Below are 434 nucleotides of genomic sequence, written 5' to 3'. Positions count from 1 at the left end.
AGGATTTCAAGTCGAGCTCCTTCATGATTCGAGCAACGGTTTTCTCGGCTACCTGAACGCCTTGTTTCTTCAGGACTTCCCGGATTTTCTTGCTTCCATAAAGACGCCTATGGTCAAGAAAGATGCGCCGAATCTGCTTTTTAAGCCGCTCATGACGCTTGCTTCGACCGCTTTCTTTCCGCCGGGTCTAATCATAGTAACCGCTTCGGGAGATTCCAAATACGGCGCACATCTTCGCGACACGGTGCTTGAAGCGGTGATCGTGGATGAATTTATAGATCAGCGCCGGTCTTTTGCGAAGTAGTGCATCGTCTTTTTTAAGATTTCGTTCTCCTCTTCCAGATCACGAATCCGCTTCTGAAGATCACGCATGGACTTGTCTTCCGGTTTTAGCTGCCCACTACCGGGAAACGCTTGACTGCCGTCCTGTTTAC

At 49.3% G+C, this 434-nt stretch carries 1 protein-coding gene; it reads right to left on the bottom strand.

Features of this window, described 5'->3' with window-relative positions:
* Nucleotides 1-124, bottom strand: a 124-nt coding sequence (locus Q3F21_RS27575; protein WP_425341314.1) for an IS3 family transposase, incomplete at its 3' end; no start/stop codon positions are given.
* Between the last annotated feature and the right edge of the window lie 310 nt (nucleotides 125-434).

Source organism: Brevibacillus borstelensis (assembly GCF_037834415.1).
GTDB classification, from domain to species: domain Bacteria; phylum Bacillota; class Bacilli; order Brevibacillales; family Brevibacillaceae; genus Brevibacillus; species Brevibacillus borstelensis_A.
Note: the sequence above shows the minus strand (reverse complement) of the source record. Positions and strands in the feature narration are given on the sequence as shown.